This window comes from Pseudomonas sp. PDM14 (assembly GCF_014851905.1).
GTDB lineage: Bacteria > Pseudomonadota > Gammaproteobacteria > Pseudomonadales > Pseudomonadaceae > Aquipseudomonas.
This window is the reverse complement of sequence record NZ_JACVAQ010000001.1, coordinates 513,285-532,515: the sequence shown is the minus strand read 5'-3', so window position 1 is coordinate 532,515 and position 19,231 is coordinate 513,285. Positions and strand designations below refer to the sequence as shown.

Sequence of the window (19,231 nt, the reverse complement as noted above, 5' to 3'; positions counted from 1 at the left end):
TCCTTACCGGTGTTGCCGTTGGGGAAGCTGCCTAGTAGTTGAGGCAGTAAGAATCCGACAGGGGCAATCCGAGAAGGTTTAGATCAATCGGTTATAAGCGTGCGGGCCCAGGCGGCTAGCGGCGTGTGGGTATTTTCAGCTGCCGCCGAGAAGCTTTTGCGTGGCCAGTGACAGGCTGACCAATACCAGCATCAGGGCAAACAGCCGCTGCAGCAGCTTGCCGCCCAGGCGCACGGCCAGGCGGTTGCCGCACAGCACGCCGAGTGCGCCGCCTGCAGCGAGGCCGGCGAGCAGCTCCAGCGAAGGCTGCGCGCCGCTGAGGTAGAGCACGAAGCCGCCGCCGGACACCACGGCGATCACCGCCATCGAGGTGGCCGTGGCGGCGAGCATCGACAGCGAGGTGAAGGCCAGCAGCGCCGGCACGATGAGAAAACCGCCGCCGACTCCCATCAGGCCCGAGAGCACGCCGACGCCCACGCCGATGCCGACCAGCGGGCCGTAACGTGTCGGCGTGGCTGCGCGGGGCGGCAGGCTGGAATTGCGCCACATGCGCCAAGCCGACCACAGCACCAGCAGGCAGAAGGCGATCACCAGCACGGCCTCGGCGACGAACTGCCCGAGCCACTGGCCGATGGCGTTGCCGGGTAGGCCGCAGGCACTCAGCAGCGCCACCGGTTGCCAGGCCACCAGGCCCTGGCGCGCGCGGGGAATGGCGCCGACCAGCGCGGTGAGGGCGACGGCGCCGAGGCTGACGCCGATGGCATCGCGCAGGTTCAGGTGCAGGCTGAGCAGCAGCGGCAGGGCGACCAGCGAGCCGCCGGCACCGGTAAGGCCGAGCAGCAGACCGAGCACGGTGCCGATGCTCAGGGCTTCGAGCAGCAGGCCGTCGATCATCCGCGAATCAGTTTGCGCAGGGCGAAGCGGTTCGGGTGGCAGGCTTCGGCCACGCTGCGCGACACCGGCAGCGGTTCATCGTCGAGCCAGGCGGCCAGCAACTCGCCGCTCAGCGGTGCGGTGATCAGCCCGCGCGAGCCGTGCCCGCTGTTGACGTACAGGCCGTTGAGCCATGGGCAGGGCGTGTCCGGAATCTGCCGTGCGTCTTTGCGTAGCACGGCGTAGGCCTCGGCGAATGCCGCGCTGTCCGCCAGCGGGCCAACGATGGGCAGGTAGTCCGGGCTGGTGCAGCGGAAGGCGGCGCGGCCCTGCAGGGCCGCGGGATCGAGCTGGTCGACGTGCAGGCGGGTGCTGAGATCGCTGGAAATCTCGCGCAGCAGGTCGAGGTTGCTGGCGTGCTCGGCGGTGGTCGTCGCGGTGTCTTCGCTATGGAAGTCGAAGCTCGCGCCCAGCGTGTGCTCGCCATTGCGTACCGGCGCCACATAGCCCTCGGCGCAGACCACACAGGCCAGCGCCGTGCTGCTGTCGGTTTGCGGCACGCGGGTGATTTGCCCGCGGATGCGCTTGAGCGGCAGCTCGGCAGCCGGGGCGAAACGACGCACTTCGGCGGCACCGGCCAGTACCACGACGCTGGCGCTGGCCAGCACCTGGTCGTCGGCCAACGCCTGCCACTGTTCGCCGTCACGCTGCAGTTGCAGCGCCTCGTGGTGCGTCAGCAGGCGGATGTTCGGGTGCTCGATCAGTGCTTGGCACAGCGCCGGCGGATGTGCCCAGCCGGCTTGCGGGAAGAACAGGCCGCCACCCGGCAAGTCGACACCGGCAATGGCCTGCGCCTGTTCGCGGCTCAGGCTGTGCAGCAGGTCGGCGGGGAACGCCGCGGCGAGCTGCGTCTGGCGCTGTTGTTCCTTTTCATCCAGTGCCAGTTGCAGCACGCCACAGGCAGCCCAGTCCTGACCGGCCTGCAGGCGCTGCAGCTGGCGGCGGGTATGGCCGAAGCCGGCGACGATCAGTTGCGACAGCGCGGTGCCGTGGGCGGACAGCTTGAGGTACAGCACGCCCTGCGGGTTGCCGGACGCCTCGCTGGCGATGTGCGCGTGACGCTCCAGCAGCGTCACCTGCCAGCCGCGTGCGGCCAGGCTTGCCGCCGTTGCACAACCGGCCATGCCGGCGCCGATCACCAGCGCCGTGCGTTTGCCTGGCGCCCGGCGTGGGCGGGCGAACCAGGGTTTGCCGGGTGCTTCGGCCTGCATGGGGAAGTCGCCGCGCAGGTTCTCCCACTTCTTGCCGTAGCCCGGTACGCGGCGCATGACGAAGCCGGCCTCGACCAGGCCGCGGCGCACGTAGCCGGTGCTGGCAAAGGTGCTCAGCGTCGCACCGGGTGCCGACAGTCGGGCGAGCTGCTGGTACAGCGGCAGGTTCCACATCTGCGGGTTCTTCGCCGGGGCGAAGCCGTCGAGAAACCAGGCATCGATACGCGCATCGAGCTGCGGCAGCATCTCCAGCGCGTCGCCGATCAACAGGGTCAGCACCACGCGGCCGCCGTCCAGGAGGATGCGCTGGAAGCCGGGGTGCACCGCCACGTACTGCTCCAGCAGTGGCTCGCTCCACGGCGCCAGTTCCGGCCACAGGGCCAGCGCCCGTTGCAGGTCGGCGTGGCTCAGCGGGTACTTTTCCACGCTGACGAAGTGCAGACACGCGTCACCTGGCGCGCTCTGGCTGAACAGCTGCCAGGCACAGAGGAAGTTGGTGCCAGTGCCGAAACCCGTTTCACCGATGACCAGGCGCCCACCGGCCGGCAGCGCGGCGAAGCGCGCGGCCAGGTCGTTGATGGCGAGGAACACGTGGCGGGTTTCGCCAAGGCCGTCCTCGCGGGAAAAGTACACGTCGTCGAACTGCCGCGAATGCGGCTGGCCGTGGTCGTCCCAGTCGAGCTGGGCATAGTTGGAGTCGGGCATGCGGGCACCTGTGAGAGCGGCGCATTGTAGCGGGATGGCTTCGGGGCGGGGCAATCCGCTAGGCTGAACCGATCAGAGCCTGCGGCGATCATCTGACTGTCGGCCAGTCGAGACGAGCCGGAAGATCACCAGCAGGTCCATGGAGCCAAGGAGTCGTTCATGTTCGAGTCAGCGGAATTGGGTCATGCCATCGACAAGGAGACCTTCGACGCGGCGGTGCCTGCGCTGCGCGAGGCGTTGCTGGAGGCGCAGTTCGAGCTGAAGCAGCTGCAGCGCTTCCCGGTCATCGTGCTGATCAATGGCGTGGAAGGGGCGGGCAAGGGCGAGACGGTCAAGCTGCTCAACGAGTGGATGGACCCGCGGCTGATCCAGGTCAGCACCTTCGACCAGCAGACCGACGAGGAACTGGCGCGTCCGCCGGCCTGGCGCTACTGGCGCCAGTTGCCGCCCAAGGGGCAGATCGGCGTGTTCTTCGGCAACTGGTACAGCCAGATGCTGCAGGGGCGCGTGCACGGCTACATCAAGACCGCCCAGCTGGACCAGGCCATCGACGGCGCCCTGAGCCTGGAGCAGATGCTCTGCAACGAGGGTGCGCTGATCTTCAAGTTCTGGTTCCACCTGTCCAAGAAACGCATGAAGGCGCGCCTCAAGGAGCTGCACGAAGACCCGCTGCGCAGCTGGCGCATCAGCCCGCTGGACTGGCAGCAGTCGAAGACCTACGACAAGTTCGTGCGCTATGGCGAGCGCGTGCTGCGCCGAACCAGCCGCGATTTTGCCCCCTGGTACGTGATCGAGGGAGCTGACGAGTACTACCGCAGCCTGACCATGGGCCGCATCCTTCTCGACGGTCTGCAGGCCGCGCTCAAGGCCAAGGCGCCGCCGGTGTCGCCGCCGCACAGCGCGCCGCTGACTGCCAGCTTCGATCAGATCAGCCTGCTCGACAGCCTTGACCTGAGCCAGCAGCTGGACAAGCTCGTCTATCGCGAGCAGCTGGATATCGAGCAGGCGCGCCTGGCCACCTTGCTGCGCGACAAACGCATGCGCCGGCATTCGCTGGTGGCGGTGTTCGAAGGCAACGACGCGGCCGGCAAGGGCGGTGCGATTCGCCGTGTCGCCGCGGCGCTGGACCCGCGCCAGTACCGCATCGTCTCGATTGCCGCGCCGACCGAGGAGGAGCGGGCGCAGCCCTATCTGTGGCGCTTCTGGCGGCATGTGCCGGCGCGCGGCAAGTTCACCCTGTTCGACCGTTCCTGGTACGGCCGGGTATTGGTCGAGCGGGTGGAAGGCTTCTGCCAGCCCGCCGACTGGCTGCGGGCGTATGGCGAGATCAACGATTTCGAGGAGCAGCTCAGCGATGCCGGCGTGGTGCTGGTGAAGTTCTGGCTGGCGATCGATCAGGAGACCCAGTTCGAGCGTTTCAAGGAGCGCGAGAACACGCCGTTCAAACGTTTCAAGATCACCGAAGAAGACTGGCGCAACCGCGACAAGTGGGACGCCTATCGCGAGGCGGTGGGCGACATGGTCGATCGCACCAGTACCACCATCGCGCCCTGGACGCTGGTGGAAGCCAACGACAAGCGCTTTGCCCGCATCAAGGTACTGCGCACCATCAACGACGCCCTGGAGGCGGCGTTCGAGCGACGCTGAGCGGGAGGCTCAGTACACGCGGCTTTCGATGATGTCGTTGGCCTGCTGCATGCGGCGGATGTAGAAGGCGATTTCGCGCTCGGCATCGATGCGGGTGAAGTAGGGGCCTTCCAGCGTGCCTTCGCGTGTGGAAAAGAAGTAATGGCCGTTCACCGCGCTGACGCGCTCGCTGCGGTAGTGGGTTCCCGGTGCGGGATCGAGGGTGCGTTGACCGAACATGGCGATATCTCCCTGAAAGTGACTGGCTATTCCTGAGTCTAATTCGCGATTGCAGGCGGGTAGGCCTGTGCGACCAATGGTCGTTTTCGGCGAAGAATGCCGCTTTTTGTTCGGGAATCTGCCGAAATTGACGCCATATTTGTGACGGAAAGCGTTCCGTCACGCGCCGCGGGATGAGGCCGGCGCCACGGATGAGTCAGGCCCGACCACCGAGCAGCTCCGCGCGGCGCAGCCAGGCCTGGCGCTGGGCTTCGGACGATGGCCGCACGGGGGCGAATTCGGCCAGGCGACGAGTCTTGATGCCGGTGAAACCGAGGATGGTCCGGGTCATCTGCCGGTGGCCCGGCGCGCCGTAGATCCAGCGGAAATACCAGGGTGGCGTGTCCAGGGTCACCAACAGGTCGGCGGTGCGGCCCTTGAGCAGTTTGTCCCAGAGTTGCGAGCGGTTGCGGTACTTGAAGGCGAAACCGGGCAGGAACACGCGGTCGAAGAAACCCTTGAGCAGCGCCGGAATGCCGCCCCACCAGACCGGGTAGACGAACACCAGGTGCTCGGCCCAGTGGATCTGCCGCTGCGCTTCGAGCAGGTCCGGCTCCAGTGCCTGGCTATGGTTGTAGCCGTCACGCAGGATCGGGTCGAACTGCATTTCGCCCAGCTTCAGCTGGCGCACCACATGGCCTTCGCGCCGCGCGCCGATGGCGTAGGCTTCGCCGAGGGCATGGCACAGGCTCTCGGCCTTGGGCGTACCGAGGATCATCAGGATGCGTTTGCCGTCGCCTTCCAGCGGGGTGGCGCCACTCTTCACGTCTTCAGCCATGTTGACCCGACTCCAGCATGTTTTCCGGGCGCACCCAGGCGTCGAATTGTTCATTGCTCAGGTAGCCGAGCTGCAGGGCCGCCTCACGCAGGCTGAGGCCTTCGCCATAGGCCTTCTTGGCAATTTCCGCGGCCTTGTCGTAGCCGATGTGCGGGTTCAGCGCGGTAACCAGCATCAGTCCGCGTTCCAGGTGCGCGGCCATCTGCCTGGCGTCCGGCTCCAGGCCGGCGATGCAGTGTTCGTTGAAGTTACGGCAGCCGTCGGCCAGCAGGCGGATGGATTGCAGCAGGTTGTGGATGATCACCGGCTTGAACACATTCAGCTGCAGATGGCCCTGGCTCGCGGCGAAGGCGATGGTGCTGTCGTTGCCGAGCACCTGGCAGGCCAGCATCGACAGCGCCTCGCACTGGGTCGGGTTGACCTTGCCCGGCATGATCGAGCTGCCTGGCTCGTTGGCTGGCAGGCGTACTTCGGCGAACCCGGCGCGCGGGCCGGAGCCGAGCAGGCGCAGGTCGTTGGCGATCTTCATCAGCGCCACGGCGAGGGTCTTCAGCGCGCCGGAGAGGCTGGTCAGCGGCTCATGGCCGGACAGCGCGGCGAATTTGTTCGGCGCGGTGATGAAGGGCAGGCCGGAGAGGGCGGCCAGCTCGGCGGCCATGGCTTCGCCGAAACCGTGCGGGGCGTTCAGGCCGGTGCCCACGGCGGTGCCGCCCTGGGCCAGTTCGCAGACCGCCGGCAGGGCGCCGCGGATGGCTCTGTCGGCGTAATCGAGTTGGGCGACGAAGGCTGACAACTCCTGGCCGAAGGTGATCGGTGTAGCGTCCATCATGTGCGTGCGCCCGGTCTTCACCAGGTGCTTGTGGCGCGTGGCCTGTTCGGCCAGGCCGCCGGAGAGCTCGGCGAGGGCCGGCAACAACTGCTGCTGCACGGCCTGCACCGCGGCGATGTGCATGGCTGTGGGAAAGCTGTCGTTGGAGCTCTGTGCGCGGTTGACGTGATCGTTGGGATGCACCGGGCTCTTGCCGCCGCGGCCCTGGCCGGCCAGTTCGTTGGCGCGACCGGCGATCACCTCGTTGACGTTCATGTTGCTCTGCGTGCCGCTGCCGGTCTGCCAGACCACCAGCGGGAACTGTTCGTCGTGCTCACCGGCCAGCACTTCATCCGCGGCCTGCTCGATCAGGCGGGCGAGGTCCGGGGGCAGATCGCCGATGCGGTTGTTGACCCGTGCGGCAGCCTTCTTGATCAGGGCCAGGGCATGCAGCACGGCCAGCGGCATGCGCTGTTCACCGATGGCGAAGTTGATCAGCGAACGCTGGGTTTGCGCGCCCCAGTAAGCGTCAGGCGGGACTTCGATGGCACCGATGCTGTCGGTTTCGATACGGCTCATAGGGCTTCTCCGATGGTCTTCCGGCAGTTTAGGCCGCCTGATGGCAGTGCGGTTCCCTGATCCGCCATCACCAGCGGGCTTGGGTGCAGCCGAGCCAGCCCACGGCGCTGGCCACAGGCACCTTCTCTCCGCGCGGCCCGCGCAGCACCCCGTCGAAGCTGCCGAACCACTGGCGTGTATCGGCGAAGAACGGGCCGAACGTCGGCCGTGCCTGGTGGTGCTGGCGCGGGGTGAAAGTCAGTTCGACCTGCTCGTCGGGCATGCTCACACGCCAGGGCGCGAGCGGGCCTTGCGGGTTCTGGATGATGTCCACGGCGGTTTCCAGGTGCCGCAGTTCGCCGCCAAACCACAGGGCGTTTTCCGAGAGGCCGCTGTGGTCGGTCCAGCCGGAGCCAAAGTTGCCGGCAATGCCGCCGGGTGCGGAAAACGCGGCGCGGGTCCAGTGGCTGCGCAGTGGCCAGACGCCGCGGCCGAAGTCCAGCGAGGCGAAGCTCTGTCCCGGCGGGCACTGGTACTGGCGTCCGTCCAGCTGCAACGTGCCGCTGACCGGGAGTCCCAGTTGGCGGGAAGTGGCATGAAAGCTGTTGCCGGCCATCGGGCAGACCAGGTTGACCGAGTCCAGGTGCGCGGGGCGCAGGATGTCCAGGGCCACCTGCAGCGGCGGGTTGCCGATGTCCGGCGCGATGGCGGTGAGGCGAACCGCACTGCCGTTGTCGTGGGCCTTGAGTTGCAGGCGTTCGTGACTGAATTCGTGGCTTTCCAGGGCGCTGTCCGGCAGGTGACAGCCGCGCCCGAAACTCAGCAGCTGGGTGTGCGAGGTGAGCTTGCCGGTGTCCAGGTCGAGAAAGTGCGCCGCGCCGTAGCTGATGTAGTCCAGGTTGGCGAAGGTCAGCGTGAGCATCCAGTGCGGCGTGGTGATGCACCAGTGATTCCAGCGTTTGCGCCGGCCGATGTTGCCGGGCAGGGCGCAGTTCACCTGCGGACGTGGCGACCAGCCGACCGCCTTTGGGTCGAGCCGGCCTCTGCCGGTGCAGAGAGGCTGCGGGGAGGGCGGTGCTGCCGCGTGAGTGAAGCTGTTCATCGGGACACATCCGTGTGTGGAGCGCGCCAGGCGCGCAGGGCGGGGAATACTGCTCCAGAGCCATGAAGCATGCTGCATGCCGCGTGAATGGACAAGTGATGGCAGTCCATCAGGTTATGTACATCTGTGCCAGGCCGGGTGCGGCTTGAGCGCTGCGGGCGCGAGGCGCAGAATGGCCGCCCTCGATTGACTGCCGTAGCCAAGGAATTCCCATGAGCCGTTTGCGCCTCCTCTGTACCGCCCTGCTGTTCGCCGCCAGCGGCCAGGCCTTCGCCGACGCCGCCAGCCACGCCGCCCAGGCCGAGCGCTTTCTCGAGCTGACCCGTGCCGACAAGCTGGCTGCCCCGGTGTATGCCCAGGTGCAGCAGATGTTCGCCCAGCGCTTCGCCGAAGCCCAGGCCCCGGCCGACAAGAAGGCGTTGCTGGAGAGCTACCAGGCCAAGGCCAACACGGCGCTGAACCGTGCCATCGGCTGGGACAAGCTGCAGCCGGACATGGTCAAGCTGTACACCACCACGTTCACCGAGGCTGAGCTGAAGGAACTGATGGCGTTCTACGAGAGCCCGGTCGGGCGCAAGGTCCTGGAAAAGATGCCGATGCTCGCCGGACAGTCGGTACAGATCTCCCAGGCGCGTCTGCAGAGCGCCGTACCGGAAGTGAACAAGCTGCTCGAGCAGATGAGTGTCGAGCTGGGCGGTACGCCCGTTCAGCCGTGAGGAGTGAATGAACATGAGCATGCGTGAACAGATTCAGCAGGCCCTGACCACCCTGGCGCCCGAACACCTCGAGGTGCTCGACGAAAGCCACATGCACAGCCGTGGCCAGGAAACCCACTACAAGGCGGTGATCGTCAGCGAGCAGTTCGCCGGGCTCAACGCAGTCAAGCGTCACCAGAAGGTCTACGCCGGCCTCGGCGAGCTGATGGGCCAGTTCCATGCCCTGGCGCTGCACACCTACACGCCCGAGGAGTGGCAGCAGCAGAACGGTGCGCCGGACTCGCCGACCTGCCGCGGCGGCAGCAAGCACGACATGCTCGGGCAATAGCGACTGCGTGTGCCTTCGTTCGCACCGCGCAAGCCTCGGGCGAGCCTGGGCCATTGATCCGGGGTGGCTGCAGAGCGGTGCCTGCTTGCAGTAGAATCGCCCCCGCGCCGGCCTCAGCCGGCGCTTTCATTTCATCCCCGGTCCGCCCTTTGCGAGGGTGACCACTGGAGACTGTCCATGACTGCAAAGATCGTCGTGGCGGCGCTGTACAAGTTCGTCTCCCTGCCGGACTACGTCGCGCTGCGCGAACCCCTGCTGCAAACCCTGCTCGACAATGGCATCAAAGGCACCCTGCTGCTGGCCGAAGAAGGCATCAACGGCACCGTGTCCGGCACCCGCGAAGGCGTCGACGGGCTGCTCGCCTGGTTCGGCCGCGATGCGCGCCTGGCCGATATCGATCACAAGGAGTCGTACTGCGACGAGCAGCCGTTCTACCGCACCAAGGTCAAGCTGAAGAAGGAAATCGTCACCCTCGGTGTCCCCGGCGTTGACCCCAACAGCAAGGTCGGCACCTACGTCGAGCCGCAGGACTGGAACGCGTTGATCAGCGATCCCGAAGTGCTGCTGATCGACACCCGCAACGATTACGAAGTGGCCATCGGCACCTTCGACGGCGCCATCGATCCGCGCACCAAGTCGTTCCGTGAATTCCCCGATTACATCAAGGCCAACTTCGACCCGAGCCGGCACAAGAAGGTGGCGATGTTCTGCACCGGCGGCATCCGCTGCGAGAAGGCTTCCAGCTACATGCTCGGTGAAGGCTTCGAGGAGGTTTTCCACCTCAAGGGCGGCATTCTCAAATACCTCGAAGAGGTGCCGCAGGCGCAGAGCAAGTGGCAGGGCGACTGCTTCGTCTTCGACAACCGGGTCACCGTGCGCCATGACCTCAGCGAGGGCGAATACGACCAATGCCACGCCTGCCGCACACCGGTTTCGGCTGCCGATCGTGACTCAGCGCATTACGCGCCCGGCATCAGTTGCCCACACTGCTGGGATTCGCTGCCCGAGAAGACCCGTACCAGCGCCCGCGAGCGGCAGAAGCAGATCGAGATCGCCCGCGAACGCAACCTGCCGCACCCGATCGGCTACAACTACAAGGCTCTCGATCAGTAACATCCTGTTCACGGCCCGGCTCACCGGGCCGTGCAGGGGTTCCCAGGCTTATTCGTCAGTAAGGACGTTGCCATGCGCCCAGCTCGCCTGCTCTACGTGATGGACCCGCTGTGTTCCTGGTGCTGGGGCTTTGCCCCGGTGATCGAAGCGCTGGCCGTCCAGGCACAGGCGGCCGGGGTGCCGATGCACCTGGTGGTCGGTGGCCTGCGCCAGGAGCGTGCGGCCATTGATCCCGTCAGCGAGGTGCGCATCCTCGCGCACTGGCAGGCGGTCAACGCACGCACCGGGCAGCTGTTCAATTTCAAGACGGGCATGCCCAAGGGCTTCGTCTACAACACCGAGTCGGCGTGCCGCGCGCTGGTCACCGCACGGCAGGTGGACGAGCAGAGCGTCTGGCCGCTGGCGCGCCTGATCCAGGAGAACTTCTACGCCGAAGGCCGCGACGTTACCCGTGCCCCGCTGCTGGTCGAGCTGGCGGAACAGGCCGGGATCCCGCGCATCGAGTTCGCCGAGGCGTTCGACAGCGAAGCGATGCAGGAAGCGACTGCTGCGGATTTTTCCTGGGTGCAGGACCTGGGCATTGCCGGGTTTCCCACCGTGCTGGCCGAGCGCGATGGACAGATGGCGCTGCTGACCAACGGCTATCAGCCGCTAGAGCAGCTGGCACCGTTGCTGGCGCGCTGGCTGGAGCGCGGCGCGCAGGCGCAGCAGGCGGGCTGATCGATGGCGGTGTGCAGGCGTGGTTCAGCCCTGAGCTGACGCCTGCATCCGGCGAGAAAAAAACCGCCCCGTAGGGCGGTTAAAACCAAGGTGTCGCAGGGCTGCACAGCACGCCCTTCCCGCAATTGCTCAACTCAGAACGACTTGGAGACTGCAACGGTCAGGTTGGAGTCGCAGTAGTCGTCCTTGCCATAGGTGGCCGCGCAGACTTCCGAGTCGATGTCGGTGTCGGTATAGGTCAACGATACGCCCAGGCCGAAGATGGTCTTGCCGACGCCCACGCTCCAGTCGTTGTAGTCCTCGCCACCGGCTTTCTGATCGGTCAGGCCGTAGCTGGCGGACAGGGTGATTTCGTACGGCAGTTCGTAGTCGTAGCCAACCCAGGTGTAGGTCGGGTGAACCCCGGTTTCCACGCCGTACTTGTGGCCCAGAGTGAAGCCGTAAGCGGTGATGCTGGGGATGACTTCATAGCCGTTCCACTGACTGGCCTGCGGGTAGGTGTACTTGGCCAGTTGCAGGTCGACGGAGATGTCGTCGGTGAAGCCGTAGCCGTAACCGATGTAGTAGTCGACTTCGATGTCGGCACCGCTGGTGTTGCCCGGGAACGCCGCGTCATCGACGTTGGAGGCCCAGACGCCGGCATACAGGCCGCTCTCGTGCGCGACGTCCAGGCTGCCCTGGATCGCGGCTTCGCCAGCGGTTTGCGATTGGCCGCGCCAGATGTAGTCGCTGGCCAGGGTGGCGGTCATGCTCACGTCGAAGTTGCCGAGGGGGCTTTCGACCGTCTCGGCTGCGGCGACGCCGCTGAGGGTGCAGAGGGTGGTGGAAAGAGCCAGCGTGGTCAGTTTCTTCAGCATTTCGTGCTCCAGAATGCGCAAAAAAAGTAGTGTTGGTGGTGGTCTGCTTTTTTTGTTTGCTCTAACGGCAAATCTCTTTAAGCCGATTCGCTATTAGCGCTATTCGTGCCAACTCTCTTAACGGTTTATTTATCAGGCGTTTAGATGATTTTTTGCGGGCTGCTGATGGCCTTTCGCCCAATGCGAACGCACCCCGGTGAGAACCGGGGCACGTTTATGGGGCGTGCAGGACGGCGAAGCAGGAGTGTGCGTAGGGAGGGTGAGCGGCTTCTGGAGTTACAACAGATGAGCGATGACGGCGTTCAGGTCTGCGGTTTTCTGAGGCGTGCAGGCGTCAGCGTTTGGCCAGCGCCAGGCCGGCGGCGAAGACCAGCAGTACCGAGCCGGTGGCGCGGTCGAGCCAGTGGATCACCAGGCCGCGACGCAGGAAGGCGGCGAGCGGGCGGGTGGCGAGGATCAGCACGGCGCTCCAGACCAGGCCCAGGAGCACATGGATCAATGCGAGGATGAAGCTGTAGCTGACCACCGCGTAGCCGGTGGGCACAAACTGCGGCAGGAAGGACACGTAGAACACGCCGACCTTGGGGTTCAGCAGGTTGCCCAGCAGGCCTCGCAAAAAGCCGTCGAGCGGGCGGCGGGCTTGTGTCGACGTGGCGGATTCATCGCTGAACTGGCGGCGCGGCTTGAGCAGCATCTGCAGGCCGAGCCAGGCGAGGTAGGCGGCGCCGATCCATTTCAGCAGGTTGAAGGCGAGTTCCGAGGCGGCGAGCAGGGCGCCCAGGCCGAGTGCCACGGCGGCGCCCCAGAGCAGGCAGCCGGCGCCGATGCCGAGTGCCACCTGCACGGCGCGCCGGGTGCCTTGGAGGGCGGCGGTGCGCAGCACCAGGGCGGTGTCGACGCCCGGCGTCATGGTCAGCAGGCTGGCGGCGAGCAGGAAGGTCAGCAGTGATGTTTCGACGGTCATTGCGCGGGTTTCGCCTGGCGAGTGGGGGGAGCGCCACGACTGGTCGGTGCACCGCCTTTGCTGGCGGACCAGGCCTGCAGTTCCTTGACCCGTGTCTGGCTGTCGGCCAGCGGCTTGTCGAGGGATTCGTTGTAGTAGTCCAGCCAGCTGCGCGAGCCGGCGATCATGCCGGCGAGGTCACGCATGCCGATCTTGAGGGCTGCGAGGCTTTCCTGAAAGCCCTGTTCCTGGCCGATCAGCGTGCGTGCCACCTGTTGCACGGCGTCGTTGTTGGCGGCCGGGGCGGGTACGGCGCTGGCCGGCGGCGCGGCCGTGGCGTTGGCCTTGATTCCGGTCATCGCCGAGAGCTGGATGTTTTGCTGGCTGAGTTGCAGCTCGAGGTTGGAAATCTGCGTCTCCAGCCCGGTGACCTGCTTCTGCAGCTCCTCGACCTGCGCGCTGTTGTTGACCACCACGTCGTCATCGGAGAACAGCTCAATGAGGCTGATGGTCAGCCAGCTGATCAGGGTCAGCACCAGGATGCCGGCCATGACGAAGAGGATGACGCGGTCGCGCTTGCCGCTTTTTTCCAGCAGGGCCAGGCGCTGTTCATCGCTGAGGATTTCGTTGCTGACGGCTTCTTCGTCGCTGCTCATGTCCATCTACCCCGGGTTTTATTCTTGTCGTCGTGGTTAGGTATAGGAATAGCATAGTGCCACTATTCTTGACGCCAAAAATACCACGCATCCGTGCCCGCGCTGCGTTGGTCCGATCCACCGCCAGTTACGCGCCGCCGGTCTCAGAAGCTGTGCAAGGTGTCGCGAGCTGGAGCCCGGCAAGACGAAATCGAGCAAGACGGCTCAGCGAGCCCGCTCCATCTTCGGTACGGCCTGGCCGACGCGCAGCAGACTTTGAGCGGGCTCTCAGAATGAGGCCAGGATTCGCCCCAACAGTTCCATCGCCCGCTCGCTCTGCTCATCCCACGGATGCCCGTGGTTGAGCCGCGCGCAGTTGCGAAAGCGCCGGGTGGCGGAAAAGATCGGTCCCGGGGCGAGGCTGATGCCCTGGGCCAGGGCCAGCTGGAACAGTTGCAACGAGTCGACCTGCTCGGGAAATTCGAACCAGAGGAAGTAGCCGCCGCTGGGCCGGGTGACCCGTGTGCCGGCGGGAAAGTGCCGCGCGGCGGAGGCAAGCATCGCCCCCTGCTGGGTTTCCAGGGCATGGCGCAGGCGGCGCAGATGGCGGTCGTAGCCGCCGTGCTGCAGGTAATCGGCGATGGCCGCCTGGGCCGGCACCGAGGGCGAGATGGTGGTCATCAGTTTCAGCCGGCTGATCTGCTCGGCGTAGCGCCCACCCGCCACCCAGCCGACCCGGTAGCCCGGCGCCAGGCTCTTGGAAAACGAGCCACAGTGCATCACCAGACCATCGCGGTCGAAGCTCTTCACCGGCTTGGGCGGTTGCGTGCCGTAGTACAGCTCGGCGTACACGTCGTCTTCGATCAGCGGCACCTGGTGGGTGTGCAGCAGCTCGTATAGCGCCTGCTTCTTGCTGTCGGTCATGCTCGCGCCGAGCGGGTTCTGCAGGCTGCTCATGAACCAGCAGGCCTTGATCGGCAGCGTGGCCAGGCGTTCACCCAGCACGTCGAGGTCGACGCCGTCGCGCGGGTTGACCGGGATTTCCACGGCTTTCAGCTTGAGGCGTTCGAGTACCTGCAGCGTGGCGTAGAACGCCGGTGCCTCGATGGCCACCAGGTCACCGGGATTGGTCACCGTCTGCAGGCACAGGTTGAGCGCTTCGAGAGCGCCGTTGCTGATCACCAGTTCGTCGAGCGGCAGGCGCACGCCGCTGACCATGTAGCGCAGGGCGATCTGCCGACGCAGGTCAGGGTTACCGGCGGTCATGTCGGCGATCACCGCGTGTGCCGGCATGTCGCGCAGGGCATGGGCCATCGAGCGCGCCAGGCGTTGCAGGGGAAACAGCTGCGGGCTGGGGAAGGCCGAGCCGAAGGGCACGGTGTGCGGGTCCTTCAGCGAACCGAGCACCGAGAACACCAGCTCGCTGACATCGACCTCGGTGGTCTGCGCGGCCTGCGCGCTGGTTTCCGGCTCGGCCAGCGGGTGCTGCGCCAGTTCGCGGACGAAGTAGCCGGAGCGCGCCCGGGCGCTGATCAGGCCGCGGTCTTCCAGCAGGTAGTAGGCCTGGAACACCGTGGACGGGCTGACCCCATAGGTGCGGCTGGCGTGGCGCACCGAGGGCACCTTCTCGCCGGGGGCAAGCACGCCGGAGCGGATCAGGTCGGCAATCTGGTCGGCGAATTTTTCGTAGCGTTTCATCGTGTCCGTCGGGGCTGCCAGCAGGTGGCCACACTGTACGGGGAGTTTCGCGCCCATGCGACTGTCCTTCCTCACGCTCGACCAGGCATGGCGTCAGCGCCCGCTCGGGGCGAGGAAGGTGCTCGCGGTCTGGGTGCGTTCGCTGTCGTCGGCCAGGTTGTAGACCTCGAAGTGCACTGGCGTGGCGGTGCCGCTGGCGTGCTCGGCGAGCAGGACCACGGTGACCGGTACATCGAGGATCTCGCCCGGAGCCAGCAGCAGTTGCGCCGGCGCATCCAGGCGCAGGCCGGGGCTGTCGACCAGGCCCAGGGCATAACGCTGCGGCTGCTGGGTCTTGTTGATCACCTTGAGGCGGTAGGTGTTCTCGATCTGCCCCAGCTGGTTCTCGCGGAACATGCTGCGGTCCTTGGCGGAGTCGATGGAGAGCATCGAGCGCGCCTCCAGTGCCCAGACGAAGGTACCGATCATCAGCGCCAGGGCGACGCCGTAGCCGACCAGGCGCGGGCGCAGCAGGTGGGTCTTGCCGCCTTGCAGTTCACGTTCGGAGTGGTAGCCAACCAGGCCCTTGGCGTAGCCCATCTTGTCCATGATCGAGTCGCAGGCGTCGATGCAGGCGGCGCAGCCGATGCAGTCGATCTGCAGGCCGTCGCGGATATCGATGCCGGTCGGGCAGACCTGCACGCACATCAGGCAGTCGATGCAGTCACCCAGGCCCTCGGCCTTGTGATCCGTGCCTTTCTTGCGCGGGCCGCGGCCTTCGCCCCGTTTGGCGTCGTAGGCGACCAGCAGGGTGTCCTGGTCGAACATCGCGCTCTGGAAGCGCGAGTAGGGGCACATGTGCACGCAGACCTTCTCGCGCAGCCAGCCGGCGTTGAGGTAGGTGGCAGCCATGAAGAACAGCACCCAGAACAGCGTGGCGCCGTCGAGCTGCAGGCTGAACAGCTCCTGGGTCAGCTCGCGGATCGGCGTGAAGTAGCCGATGAAGGTCACTGCGGTGAGCAGGCTCACGCCCAGCCAGATGCTGTGCTTGGCCGTGCGCCGCAGCAGCTTGCCGAGCGACCAGGGCGCAGCGTCGAGCTTGATGCGCTGGTTGCGCTCGCCCTCGGTGACCTTTTCCGCCCACATGAACACCCAGGTCCACACGCTTTGCGGGCAGGTGTAGCCGCACCAGACGCGCCCGGCCACCACGGTGATGGCGAACAGGCCGAAGGCAGCGATGATCAGCAGCGCCGAGAGCAGGATGAAGTCCTGCGGCCAGAAGGTCGCGCCGAAGATGTAGTAGCGGTGCTCGGCGAGGTTCCACAGCACGGCCTGGCGCCCGTCCCAGTCGAGCCAGGCAGTGCCGAAGAAGATCAGGAACAGCAGGCCGGCGCCGTACAGGCGCAGATTACGGAAACGGCCGCTGAAACTGCGGGTGTGGATCGGTCCGCCGGCCTGGGAAGGCGTCAGGCGGATGGGTTGGCGCGGATCGATCGTGTCGATGATCTGTGCGGGAATGCGCTCGCTCATTGTTGGCCTCGTTGGGCTTTATCAGGCGGAGCGAACTATGCGAGCGCGGCTGATCCGGTAACAGACTCAGGTTTGACGATAAAAACCGTATCAGATGCGAAAACAGGGCTTGTCGAGGTGTTTCCTCGGGCTAATTGCAGCGGCATTGATCTGAATCAATCGCGTTAACAGCCCGCTGGGCCGCTGTTGGGGGCCGTTGGCGTGGTATCTGATCCGTATTTTTCAGCGGGATCTGCGGCTGTTTTGCCGCGGCGGGCTTGCGCATAGTGCGCTGCATTACCACGCGCGAGGCCGCCGATGTACCAGTACGACCACTATGACCATGCCCTGGTGCGCGAGCGCGTCGCCCAGTTCCGCGACCAGGTGCAGCGTCGTCTCAGCGACGAGCTGAGCGAAGAGGAATTCCTGCCGCTGCGCCTGCAGAACGGCCTGTACCTGCAGAAGCATGCCTACATGCTGCGCGTGGCGATTCCCTACGGCACCCTGTCGGCCCAGCAGCTGCGCACCCTGGCGCGCATCGCCCGCGCGCACGATCGTGGCTACGGCCACCTCACCACGCGGCAGAACATCCAGTTCAACTGGATCGAGCTTGCGCAGGTGCCGGACATTCTCGAGCAACTGGCGGCGGTGGAAATGCACGCCATCCAGACCTCCGGCAACTGTGTGCGCAACGTCACCACCGAGGCCTTCGCCGGGGTCGCCGCCGACGAGCTGCTCGACCCGCGCCCGCTGGCGGAAATCCTCCGCCAGTGGTCGACGGTCAACCCGGAATTCCTGTTCCTGCCGCGCAAGTTCAAGATCGCCCTGTGCGCCGCTGGCGAGGACCGCGCGGCGGTGCAGGTGCACGATATCGGCCTGCAGGTGTACCGCGATGCCGACGGCGAACTGCTGCTGCGCGTGCTGGTCGGCGGCGGGCTGGGGCGCACGCCGATCATTGGTGTGCAGATCCGCGACGGCCTGCCGTGGCGCCACCTGCTCAGTTATGTCGAGGCCATCCTGCGCGTGTACAACCGCCACGGCCGGCGCGACAACAAGTACAAGGCGCGGATCAAGATCCTGGTCAAGGCGCTGGGCATCGAGGCCTTCTCTCGCGAAGTGGAAGCCGAGTGGCTGCAGATCAAGGACGGCCCGGCCGAGCTGACCGTCGACGAATACCAGCGCGTGGCCACGCACTTCCAGCCGCCGGCGTATGCGCTGCTCGACGACGGCATCGTCTACCCCGATACGGTGTTGCATGACCCAGCGTTCGAGCGCTGGCTGTCGCGCAATGTGCACCCGCACAAGGTGCCGGGTTACGCCAGCGTGGTGCTGTCGACCAAACCGGGCGCGGCCTTGCCACCGGGTGACATCACCGCCGTGCAGATGGAGGTCGCCGCCGACTGGGCCGAGGCCTTCGGCTTCGGCGAAATCCGCGTCGCCCACGAACAGAACCTGGTCCTGCCGGACGTGCGCCAGGCCGACCTATACCGCCTCTGGCAACTGGCCAGCGAGGCCGGCCTGGCGACGCCGAACATCGGCCTGCTCAGCGACATCATCGCCTGCCCGGGCGGCGACTACTGTTCGCTGGCCAACGCCAAGTCGATTCCCATCGCCCAGGGCATCCAGCAGCGTTTCGAGGACCTCGACTACCTGCACGACATCGGCGAGCTGAGCCTGAACATCTCCGGCTGCATGAACGCCTGCGGCCACCACCACATCGGCAATATCGGCATCCTTGGCGTGGATAAGAACGGCAGCGAGTGGTACCAGATCACCCTCGGCGGCGCGCAGGGCCACGGCGCCGCGCTGGGCAAGGTGATCGGCCCGTCGTTCGGTGCCGACGAGGTGCCGGCGGTGATCGAGCGGATCATCGAGACCTACCTGCAGCAGCGTGGCGAGGGCGAACCCTTCGCCGACACCTGCGCGCGCATCGGCCTGGAGCCGTTCAAGCAGCGCGTGTACCGCGCCCAGGAGCAATCGGCATGAACAACCTGATCCGCTTGCACGACGGCCAGGCGCAGCTCGTTGAGAACGATCCCTGGCAGCTGCTGCGTGACGATGAACCGGCGCCAGCGGGCGCGGCGCTGATCGTGCCGCTGGCGCAGTGGCTGCTGCAGCGCGATCCGGCGCAGGGCCTGTGGCTGGCGCCGGACGACGATGCGGAAAGCCTCGCCGAGCTGCTGCCGCACCTGCCACTGATCGCCGTGGACTTCCCCAGCTTTCGCGACGGCCGCGGCTACAGCCAGGCCTATGTGCTGCGCACGCGCCTGGGCTGGAGCGGCGAGCTGCGTGCGGTGGGCGACGTGCTGCGCGACCAGCTCAGCCACATGCGCCAGTGCGGCTTCGATGCCTTTGCCGTGCGTGCCGACAAGTCGGTGGAGGATGCACTCAAGGGGCTGGCCGGGATGAGCGTGCTCTACAGCCGCTCGGTGATCGAACCGCGGCCACTGTTTCGCCGGCGCTGAAGGCTGCTTCATGCAGATAAGTCTCTGCCGGCATGGGGGTGCCGGCAGGGCGTTTGCAGGCCGTGTTGCTCGTGCAGGCTCCGCCTCCGGCCGGCGTGCGCTGCGGCATCCGGGCGAAACCTGACGATTTAATCCGCTTTCCCTTTCTTCCGTGGCAAAGCCATCTATACCTGATTGGTACGCTGGTGCCTCTTGCGCAAGAGGCTGTGGGCGCCTGGCTGTTCTCAACCTGTGCTTTGCGACGCGTGCTGCCTGACGACCTTGTGCT

18 protein-coding genes are annotated in these 19,231 nt (G+C 66.0%); 7 read left to right on the top strand and 11 right to left on the bottom strand.

The window, feature by feature from the left end:
* Positions 1 to 135: 135 nt before the first annotated feature.
* The gene (locus IB229_RS02375) at positions 136 to 891 is read right to left on the bottom strand and encodes a sulfite exporter TauE/SafE family protein (RefSeq protein WP_192329201.1); all 756 of its coding nucleotides are present in this window, start codon (positions 889 to 891) and stop codon (positions 136 to 138) included.
* Positions 891 to 2,849, bottom strand: a complete 1,959-nt coding sequence (gene mnmC / locus IB229_RS02370; RefSeq protein ID WP_192324572.1) for a bifunctional tRNA (5-methylaminomethyl-2-thiouridine)(34)-methyltransferase MnmD/FAD-dependent 5-carboxymethylaminomethyl-2-thiouridine(34) oxidoreductase MnmC — start codon at positions 2,847 to 2,849, stop codon at positions 891 to 893. The genes IB229_RS02375 and mnmC overlap by 1 nt, the downstream gene beginning before the upstream one ends.
* Positions 2,850 to 3,008: 159 nt before the next feature.
* Between mnmC and pap the strand changes: the two genes are divergently transcribed.
* On the top strand, positions 3,009 to 4,496 hold the full coding sequence (gene pap, locus IB229_RS02365) for a polyphosphate:AMP phosphotransferase (RefSeq protein ID WP_192324570.1): 1,488 nt from the start codon (positions 3,009 to 3,011) through the stop codon (positions 4,494 to 4,496).
* 9 nt (positions 4,497 to 4,505) lie between these two features.
* Here the strand turns inward: pap and IB229_RS02360 are convergent, their stop codons facing one another.
* The 4 genes from IB229_RS02360 to IB229_RS02345 all read right to left on the bottom strand — a co-directional run bounded on the left by IB229_RS02360 (position 4,506) and on the right by IB229_RS02345 (position 8,000).
* Positions 4,506 to 4,715 (bottom strand): DUF6316 family protein, encoded by a 210-nt coding sequence (locus IB229_RS02360; RefSeq protein ID WP_192324567.1) that lies wholly within the window; start codon positions 4,713 to 4,715, stop codon positions 4,506 to 4,508.
* Positions 4,716 to 4,911: 196 nt separating this feature from the next.
* Positions 4,912 to 5,532, bottom strand: coding sequence for an NAD(P)H-dependent oxidoreductase (locus tag IB229_RS02355; RefSeq protein WP_192324565.1), 621 nt, complete (start codon positions 5,530 to 5,532; stop codon positions 4,912 to 4,914).
* The gene (locus IB229_RS02350) at positions 5,525 to 6,919 is read right to left on the bottom strand and encodes a class II fumarate hydratase (RefSeq protein ID WP_192324563.1); all 1,395 of its coding nucleotides are present in this window, start codon (positions 6,917 to 6,919) and stop codon (positions 5,525 to 5,527) included. Before IB229_RS02350 ends, IB229_RS02355 begins: the two co-directional genes overlap by 8 nt.
* Positions 6,920 to 6,986: 67 nt before the next feature.
* Positions 6,987 to 8,000 (bottom strand): DUF2804 domain-containing protein, encoded by a 1,014-nt coding sequence (locus IB229_RS02345; protein ID WP_192324561.1) that lies wholly within the window; start codon positions 7,998 to 8,000, stop codon positions 6,987 to 6,989.
* 212 nt (positions 8,001 to 8,212) lie between these two features.
* On the opposite strand from IB229_RS02345, the gene IB229_RS02340 reads away from it, so the two are divergent.
* From IB229_RS02340 to IB229_RS02325, 4 genes are all read left to right on the top strand, one after another.
* A complete protein-coding gene (locus IB229_RS02340) occupies positions 8,213 to 8,716 on the top strand; it encodes a DUF2059 domain-containing protein (RefSeq protein ID WP_192324559.1) in 504 nt (167 codons plus the stop codon).
* Between the two features lie 13 nt (positions 8,717 to 8,729).
* The gene (locus IB229_RS02335; protein ID WP_192324557.1) at positions 8,730 to 9,044 is read left to right on the top strand and encodes a BolA family protein; all 315 of its coding nucleotides are present in this window, start codon (positions 8,730 to 8,732) and stop codon (positions 9,042 to 9,044) included.
* 177 nt (positions 9,045 to 9,221) lie between these two features.
* Positions 9,222 to 10,157, top strand: a complete 936-nt coding sequence (locus IB229_RS02330; protein WP_192324555.1) for a rhodanese-related sulfurtransferase — start codon at positions 9,222 to 9,224, stop codon at positions 10,155 to 10,157.
* Between the two features lie 72 nt (positions 10,158 to 10,229).
* Positions 10,230 to 10,877: a DsbA family protein gene (locus tag IB229_RS02325; protein WP_192324552.1), complete on the top strand. Its 648-nt coding sequence runs from the start codon at positions 10,230 to 10,232 to the stop codon at positions 10,875 to 10,877.
* Positions 10,878 to 11,011: 134 nt separating this feature from the next.
* Here IB229_RS02325 and IB229_RS02320 read toward each other — a convergent pair whose 3' ends face one another.
* The 5 genes from IB229_RS02320 to ccoG all read right to left on the bottom strand — a co-directional run bounded on the left by IB229_RS02320 (position 11,012) and on the right by ccoG (position 16,519).
* On the bottom strand, positions 11,012 to 11,734 hold the full coding sequence (locus tag IB229_RS02320; protein ID WP_192324550.1) for a TorF family putative porin: 723 nt from the start codon (positions 11,732 to 11,734) through the stop codon (positions 11,012 to 11,014).
* A gap of 334 nt (positions 11,735 to 12,068) precedes the next feature.
* Positions 12,069 to 12,698: a LysE family translocator gene (locus IB229_RS02315; RefSeq protein WP_192324548.1), complete on the bottom strand. Its 630-nt coding sequence runs from the start codon at positions 12,696 to 12,698 to the stop codon at positions 12,069 to 12,071.
* Complete coding sequence (locus IB229_RS02310) at positions 12,695 to 13,333, bottom strand: hypothetical protein (protein ID WP_192324546.1); 639 nt, start codon at positions 13,331 to 13,333, stop codon at positions 12,695 to 12,697. The genes IB229_RS02315 and IB229_RS02310 overlap by 4 nt, the downstream gene beginning before the upstream one ends.
* A 267-nt stretch (positions 13,334 to 13,600) precedes the next feature.
* Positions 13,601 to 15,010, bottom strand: a complete 1,410-nt coding sequence (mapR, locus tag IB229_RS02305; RefSeq protein WP_192324544.1) for a GntR family transcriptional regulator MpaR — start codon at positions 15,008 to 15,010, stop codon at positions 13,601 to 13,603.
* Between the two features lie 93 nt (positions 15,011 to 15,103).
* Positions 15,104 to 16,519 (bottom strand): cytochrome c oxidase accessory protein CcoG, encoded by a 1,416-nt coding sequence (ccoG, locus tag IB229_RS02300; protein ID WP_192324542.1) that lies wholly within the window; start codon positions 16,517 to 16,519, stop codon positions 15,104 to 15,106.
* A 297-nt stretch (positions 16,520 to 16,816) separates the two neighbouring features.
* On the opposite strand from ccoG, the gene IB229_RS02295 reads away from it, so the two are divergent.
* Both IB229_RS02295 and IB229_RS02290 read left to right on the top strand, forming a co-directional pair.
* On the top strand, positions 16,817 to 18,484 hold the full coding sequence (locus IB229_RS02295; protein WP_192324540.1) for a nitrite/sulfite reductase: 1,668 nt from the start codon (positions 16,817 to 16,819) through the stop codon (positions 18,482 to 18,484).
* On the top strand, positions 18,481 to 18,963 hold the full coding sequence (locus tag IB229_RS02290; protein ID WP_192324538.1) for a DUF934 domain-containing protein: 483 nt from the start codon (positions 18,481 to 18,483) through the stop codon (positions 18,961 to 18,963). The genes IB229_RS02295 and IB229_RS02290 overlap by 4 nt, the downstream gene beginning before the upstream one ends.
* The last annotated feature ends 268 nt before the right edge of the window (positions 18,964 to 19,231 follow it).